This window comes from Bacillus sp. BS98 (assembly GCF_008432245.1).
GTDB classification, from domain to species: domain Bacteria; phylum Bacillota; class Bacilli; order Bacillales; family Bacillaceae_G; genus Bacillus_A; species Bacillus_A toyonensis.
In genome coordinates, this window is record NZ_CP043830.1 from 1 (window position 1) to 7500 (window position 7500).

Genomic DNA, 7500 nt, shown 5'->3' on the forward strand with positions numbered 1-7500 from the left:
TTGGAAAACATCTCTGATTTATGGAATAGTGCCTTAAAAGAACTTGAAAAAAAGGTCAGTAAACCTAGTTATGAAACGTGGTTGAAGTCAACAACAGCACATAACTTAAAGAAAGACGTATTAACGATTACAGCTCCAAATGAATTTGCTCGTGATTGGCTAGAATCTCATTACTCAGAACTCATTTCGGAAACACTTTATGATTTAACAGGGGCAAAATTGGCTATTCGCTTTATTATTCCCCAAAGTCAAGCTGAAGAGGATATCGATCTTCCTCCTATAAAAAAAAATCGAGCACAAGATGATTCTACTCATTTACCACAGAGCATGTTAAATCCAAAATATACATTTGATACATTTGTTATTGGCTCTGGTAACCGTTTTGCCCATGCTGCTTCATTAGCTGTAGCTGAGGCTCCAGCTAAAGCATATAATCCTCTCTTTATTTACGGGGGCGTTGGGCTTGGAAAGACGCATTTAATGCATGCGATCGGTCATTATGTAATTGAACACAATCCAAACGCGAAAGTTGTATATTTATCATCCGAAAAATTTACAAATGAATTCATTAACTCTATTCGTGATAATAAAGCAGTCGATTTTCGTAATAAATATCGCAATGTAGATGTTTTATTGATAGATGATATTCAATTTCTTGCTGGAAAAGAACAAACTCAAGAAGAGTTTTTCCATACATTTAATGCATTACACGAAGAAAGCAAACAAATTGTAATTTCAAGTGATCGGCCACCAAAAGAAATTCCAACTTTAGAAGATCGTCTTCGTTCTCGCTTTGAATGGGGACTCATTACGGACATTACGCCACCAGATTTAGAGACGCGAATTGCGATTTTACGTAAAAAAGCAAAAGCTGAAGGACTTGATATACCAAACGAGGTTATGCTGTATATCGCAAATCAAATCGATTCAAACATTCGTGAATTAGAAGGTGCGCTCATCCGAGTTGTAGCTTATTCATCTTTAATTAACAAAGATATTAATGCTGATTTAGCAGCTGAAGCACTTAAAGATATTATTCCAAATTCTAAACCAAAAATTATTTCTATTTATGATATCCAAAAAGCTGTCGGGGGCGTTTACCAAGTAAAATTAGAAGATTTTAAAGCGAAAAAGCGTACAAAATCAGTTGCGTTTCCTCGTCAAATTGCAATGTATTTATCACGCGAACTTACAGATTCCTCTTTACCTAAAATAGGTGAAGAATTTGGTGGACGTGACCATACAACCGTTATCCATGCCCATGAAAAAATTTCTAAGCTACTAAAAACGGATACGCAATTGCAAAAACAAGTCGAAGAAATTAATGATATTTTAAAGTAGTAGCTGAATAGTGTGAATAACTCTCCTTGTTTTACGCACAGTCTATCCACATGTAGATAGACTGTTTTTACATCTTTCAACGGGGTTATCCACATATCCACAAGCCCTATTACTATTACTACTATTTTTTATCTTTATTAATTAAATAAAATCTTATACTTACCGGAGGTTTTTCTTTATGCGTTTTACAATACAAAAAGACTATCTTGTAAGAAGTGTACAGGATGTAATGAAGGCTGTTTCTTCTCGTACAACAATTCCAATTCTTACAGGAATTAAAGTTGTCGCTACTGAAGAAGGGGTTACATTAACAGGAAGCGATGCAAACATCTCTATTGAATCCTTTATTCCCGTCGAAGAGGACGGAAAAGAGATTGTAGAAATAGGACAATCAGGAAGTATTGTTTTACAAGCAAAATATTTTAGTGAGATCGTAAAAAAACTACCGAAAGACACTGTCGAAATTTCTGTGGAAAATCATTTTATGACAAAAATAAAATCTGGAAAATCAGAGTTTAACTTAAATGGTTTAGATTCTGCTGAATATCCATTATTACCACAGATTGAAGAACATCATGTTTTTAAGATTCCAACAGACTTACTTAAACATATGATTAGACAAACTGTATTTGCAGTTTCTACTTCGGAAACAAGACCGATCTTGACAGGTGTAAACTGGAAGGTATATAACAGCGAATTAATTTGTATTGCAACAGATAGTCACAGACTAGCACTTCGAAAAGCAAAAATCGAAGGATATAATATTGCAGATGCGTTTCAAGCAAATGTTGTAATTCCAGGTAAGAGCCTAAATGAATTAAGTAAAATTCTAGATGAGTCGGAAGAAATGGTAGATATCGTTATTACGGAGTATCAAGTATTATTCCGTACAAAACATTTATTATTCTTCTCAAGATTGTTAGAAGGAAATTATCCTGATACAACACGTCTAATTCCAGCAGAGAGTAAGACGGATATTTTTGTGAATACAAAAGAATTTCTACAGGCTATTGATCGTGCTTCACTATTAGCAAGGGACGGCCGCAATAATGTTGTAAAATTATCAACGTTAGAACAAAAAATGTTGGAAATCTCTTCTAATTCTCCGGAAATCGGAAAAGTAGTGGAAGAAGTTCAATGTGAAAACGTAGATGGAGAAGAATTAAAAATATCTTTTAGTGCAAAATATATGATGGATGCATTAAAAGCTTTAGATAGTACAGAGATTAAGATTAGCTTTACTGGGGCAATGAGACCATTCTTAATTCGTACAGTAAATGATGATTCAATTACTCAATTAATTTTACCAGTTCGTACTTACTAGATAGAAAATAAGGGTTGCTAGTTTAAAGATGCTAGTAGCCCTTATTTGATTTTGGGGTATTACTTTCCTAATGCTAGTTTATTTAGTACAATGAAAGAATGAACACTTTGAGAAAGTGAGCGATTTTATGAAACGTATTAAAATTTCAACAGAGTATATTACACTAGGACAATTTTTAAAGTTAGCTGATGTAATCGATACAGGTGGCGCTGTAAAATGGTTTTTACAAGAATATGAAGTGTACGTGAATCAAGAACTTGAAAACAGAAGAGGTCGCAAGTTATATGCGAACGATATTATTGAAATTCCGGGTAGCGGAACTTTCCAAGTTCAGGCATAAAGGGGGAGCCCTTTGTTTATTTCAGAAATACAATTAAAAAACTATCGCAATTATGAAAAATTAGAGCTTTCCTTTGAAGATAAAGTGAATGTAATTATCGGCGAAAATGCGCAAGGGAAAACAAATTTGATGGAAGCTATTTATGTGTTAGCGATGGCGAAATCTCATAGAACCTCCAATGACCGCGAGCTTATCCGTTGGGATGAAGATTTCGGTCAAATTAAAGGGAAATTACAAAAGAGAAATAGTTCTTTGTCTTTAGAATTAAATATTTCGAAAAAAGGTAAAAAGGCAAAATTAAATCAACTTGAACAACAAAAGTTGAGTCAATATATTGGCGAAATGAATGTTGTCATGTTTGCCCCAGAAGATTTAAATCTTGTAAAAGGAAGCCCTCAAGTAAGAAGACGCTTTTTAGATATGGAATTAGGACAAATAGCTCCTGTTTATTTGTATGAATTAAGTCAATATCAAAAAGTGCTCACGCAACGAAACCACTTGCTAAAAAAAATGCAAGGGAATAGTAAAAATGAGGAAACGATGTTGGATGTATTTACACTGCAACTGATTGAACACGGTGCAAAAATATTGCAAAAGCGTTTTGATTTTTTACATTTACTGCAAGAATGGGCAGCCCCAATTCATCGTGGTATAAGCCGTGGATTAGAAGAATTAGAAATTATTTATAAACCAAGTGTAGATGTATCAGAATCAATGGATTTGTCGAAAATAAAAGAAGTATACTATGAAAGTTTTCAATCTGTGAAACAACGTGAAATTTTCCGTGGTACGACTTTAATTGGTCCTCATCGTGATGATTTACAATTCTTCGTTAATAGTAAAAATGTTCAAGTCTTTGGTTCGCAAGGACAACAACGAACGACTGCACTATCCCTAAAATTAGCTGAAATTGAATTGATTTATTCAGAGGTTAAAGAATATCCAATCCTTTTGCTGGATGATGTTTTATCAGAATTAGACGATTATCGTCAATCACATCTGTTAAATACAATTCAAGGAAAGGTGCAAACATTTGTTACAACGACGAGTGTCGACGGAATTGAACACGAAACATTGAAAGATGCGAAAACAATTCATGTAACGAACGGCACGGTAGATTGTGAAATAGATAGGGCATAAACCCCTGTTTAAATGGAAAAGTAGGTGATCTTTGTGTCAATGGAACAAAAACAAATGCAAGAAAATGCATATGATGAAAGTCAGATACAGGTACTTGAAGGACTAGAGGCAGTTCGGAAACGTCCAGGTATGTATATTGGATCTACGAGTGGGAAAGGACTTCACCACCTTGTATGGGAAATTGTTGATAATAGTATCGATGAAGCATTAGCAGGATATTGCGATGAAATTAACGTTAGTATTGAAGAAGATAATAGTATTCTTGTAACGGATAATGGCCGTGGTATCCCAGTTGGTATACAAGAAAAAATGGGACGTCCTGCAGTTGAGGTTATTATGACTGTCCTCCACGCTGGTGGTAAATTTGGCGGTGGCGGTTATAAGGTTTCTGGTGGTTTGCATGGTGTTGGTGCATCTGTTGTAAATGCCTTGTCAACAGAACTAGAAGTATTTGTACATCGTGACGGTAAAATTCATTACCAAAAATACGAAAGAGGTATTCCGGTTGCAGATTTAAAAGTCATCGGTGATACAGATAAAACTGGAACAATAACTCGCTTTAAACCGGATCCAGAAATTTTTAAAGAGACGACAGAATATGAATTTGATACGCTAGCGACTCGTATGCGTGAGTTGGCGTTTTTAAATCGTAATATTAAATTAACAATTGAAGATAAACGTGAACATAAACAAAAGAAAGAGTTCCACTATGAAGGTGGAATTAAATCATATGTTGAACATTTAAATCGTTCAAAACAACCAATTCATGAAGAGCCTGTATATGTAGAGGGTTCAAAAGATGGTATTCAAGTTGAAGTTGCGCTTCAATATAACGAAGGATATACAAATCATATTTACTCATTTACAAATAATATTCATACGTATGAAGGTGGTACACATGAGGTAGGATTTAAAACTGCCCTAACACGTGTGATTAACGATTATGGCCGTAAAAATAACATTTTAAAAGATGCGGATAGTAATTTAACTGGTGAAGATGTTCGTGAAGGTTTAACAGCAATCGTGTCAATTAAACATCCAAATCCACAATTCGAAGGGCAAACGAAGACGAAACTTGGAAATAGTGAAGCGAGAACGATTACGGAGTCAGTATTCTCAGAGGCTTTTGAAAAGTTCTTACTGGAAAATCCCAATGTTGCACGTAAAGTTGTAGATAAAGGAACGATGGCAGCGCGTGCGCGTGTAGCAGCTAAAAAGGCTCGTGAGCTAACTCGCCGAAAGAGTGCTTTAGAAGTTTCAAGTTTACCAGGGAAATTGGCAGACTGTTCTTCTAAAGATCCCGCAATTAGTGAAATTTATATCGTAGAGGGTGACTCTGCGGGTGGATCTGCAAAACAAGGACGCGATCGTCATTTCCAAGCGATTTTACCGCTGAAAGGTAAAATTATTAATGTTGAAAAAGCACGCTTAGATAAAATTTTATCAAATGATGAAGTTCGTACAATTATTACGGCGATCGGTACAAATATCGGTGGAGACTTCGATATTGAAAAAGCACGCTATCATAAAGTTATTATTATGACCGATGCCGATGTTGATGGTGCGCATATTCGTACCCTATTATTAACGTTCTTCTATCGTTATATGCGTCAAATCATTGAGTGTGGCTATATATATATTGCGCAGCCACCTTTGTTTAAAGTACAACAAGGTAAAAAAATTCAATATGCTTATAACGATAAAGAACTTGAAAAGATATTAGCTGAGCTACCAGCCCAGCCGAAACCAGGAATTCAACGTTATAAAGGTCTTGGAGAAATGAATCCAACTCAGCTATGGGAGACGACGATGGATCCAGAAGTACGTTCGTTACTTCAAGTTTCTCTTCAAGATGCAATAGAAGCAGACGAAACGTTTGAAATTTTAATGGGTGATAAAGTGGAACCACGTCGTAACTTTATCCAAGAGAATGCAAAATACGTGAAAAACCTTGATATTTAAATGAGTAATGACAGGAATCTAAGCATTCCTGTCTTCTACATATAAATCAATGTATGTGTAACGGAAATGTAAGAGGAGGTGCTCGTTGATGTCAGACAATCAACAACAAGCACGAATTCGAGAAATTAATATTAGTCATGAAATGCGTACCTCATTTTTAGATTACGCAATGAGTGTTATCGTATCTCGTGCATTACCAGATGTTCGTGATGGATTAAAACCTGTGCATCGTAGGGTTTTATATGCGATGAATGATTTAGGAATTACAGCTGATAAAGCGTATAAGAAATCAGCACGTATTGTTGGTGAAGTAATTGGTAAGTATCACCCCCACGGTGATTCAGCTGTTTATGAAACGATGGTACGTATGGCGCAAGATTTCAGTCAACGTTATATGCTTGTTGATGGGCATGGTAACTTCGGTTCTGTAGATGGAGATTCAGCAGCGGCAATGCGTTATACAGAGGCAAGAATGTCTAAGATTTCTATGGAATTAATACGTGATATTTCAAAAAATACAATTGATTATCAAGATAACTACGATGGTTCGGAAAGAGAGCCGATTGTATTACCAGCGCGTTTCCCTAATTTATTAGTAAACGGTACGACAGGTATTGCTGTTGGTATGGCAACAAATATCCCGCCGCATCAGCTTGGCGAAGTAATTGATGGTGTGCTGGCATTAAGTCATAACCCTGATATTACTATCGCGGAATTGATGGAATATATTCCTGGGCCAGACTTTCCGACGGCAGGTTTAATTTTAGGGCGAAGTGGAATTCGAAGAGCTTACGAAACAGGTCGCGGTTCTATTATGCTTCGTGCTAAGGTTGAAATTGAAGAGAAGTCAAACGGTAAACAATCTATTATCGTAACGGAACTACCTTATCAAGTTAATAAGGCACGATTAATTGAAAAAATCGCAGAATTAGTTCGCGATAAGAAAATTGAAGGTATTACAGATTTACGTGATGAATCAGATCGTAATGGTATGCGTATCGTTATGGAAGTACGTCGTGATGCTAATGCTAATGTACTATTAAATAATTTATATAAACATACAGCGCTTCAAACAAGTTTTGGTATTAATATGTTATCTCTTGTAAATGGAGAGCCTCAAGTACTAAATTTAAAACAAAACTTATATCATTATTTGGAGCACCAGAAGGTAGTAATCCGTAGACGTACTGCTTATGAATTAGAAAAAGCAGAGGCACGTGCTCATATTTTAGAAGGATTACGAATTGCTTTAGATCATCTTGATGAAGTTATTACGTTAATTCGTAGTTCAAAAACGGCAGATATTGCAAAGCAGGGCTTAATGGAACGTTTCGGTTTAAGTGAGAAACAAGCGCAAGCGATTTTAGACATGCGTCTGCAACGCTTAACTGGA

General features: G+C 35.7%; 6 protein-coding genes (1 of these 6 only partly in view). All 6 read left to right on the plus strand.

What is annotated here, in order from left to right; all coding sequences use genetic code 11:
* A complete protein-coding gene (gene dnaA, locus F0362_RS00005; protein WP_000428014.1) occupies positions 1-1341 on the plus strand; it encodes a chromosomal replication initiator protein DnaA in 1341 nt (446 codons plus the stop codon).
* Positions 1342-1519: 178 nt separating this feature from the next.
* Entirely contained in the window at positions 1520-2665 is a 1146-nt protein-coding gene (dnaN, locus tag F0362_RS00010; protein ID WP_001212897.1) for a DNA polymerase III subunit beta, read from the plus strand.
* Positions 2666-2792: 127 nt separating this feature from the next.
* Positions 2793-3005 (plus strand): S4 domain-containing protein YaaA, encoded by a 213-nt coding sequence (gene yaaA, locus F0362_RS00015; protein ID WP_000821369.1) that lies wholly within the window; start codon positions 2793-2795, stop codon positions 3003-3005.
* A 12-nt stretch (positions 3006-3017) separates the two neighbouring features.
* On the plus strand, positions 3018-4145 hold the full coding sequence (gene recF, locus F0362_RS00020; RefSeq protein WP_000470741.1) for a DNA replication/repair protein RecF: 1128 nt from the start codon (positions 3018-3020) through the stop codon (positions 4143-4145).
* Between the two features lie 39 nt (positions 4146-4184).
* Positions 4185-6107: a DNA topoisomerase (ATP-hydrolyzing) subunit B gene (gene gyrB, locus F0362_RS00025; protein WP_000435980.1), complete on the plus strand. Its 1923-nt coding sequence runs from the start codon at positions 4185-4187 to the stop codon at positions 6105-6107.
* An 88-nt stretch (positions 6108-6195) separates the two neighbouring features.
* A protein-coding gene (gyrA, locus tag F0362_RS00030) for a DNA gyrase subunit A (RefSeq protein ID WP_149889606.1) crosses the window boundary here: on the plus strand, positions 6196-7500 show its 5' portion. Its footprint extends 1164 nt past the window's final position; the window shows 1305 of its 2469 coding nt (coding positions 1-1305); the start codon lies at positions 6196-6198; its stop codon lies beyond the right edge, outside the window.

What these genes read in the sequence shown, in the direction of transcription:
- yaaA (WP_000821369.1), top strand. Translation starts at nt 2,793, where the DNA reads ATGAAACGTATTAAAATTTCAACAGAGTATATTACACTAGGACAATTT.
- gyrB (WP_000435980.1), top strand. Translation starts at nt 4,185, where the DNA reads ATGGAACAAAAACAAATGCAAGAAAATGCATATGATGAAAGTCAGATA.
- dnaN (WP_001212897.1), top strand. Translation starts at nt 1,520, where the DNA reads ATGCGTTTTACAATACAAAAAGACTATCTTGTAAGAAGTGTACAGGAT.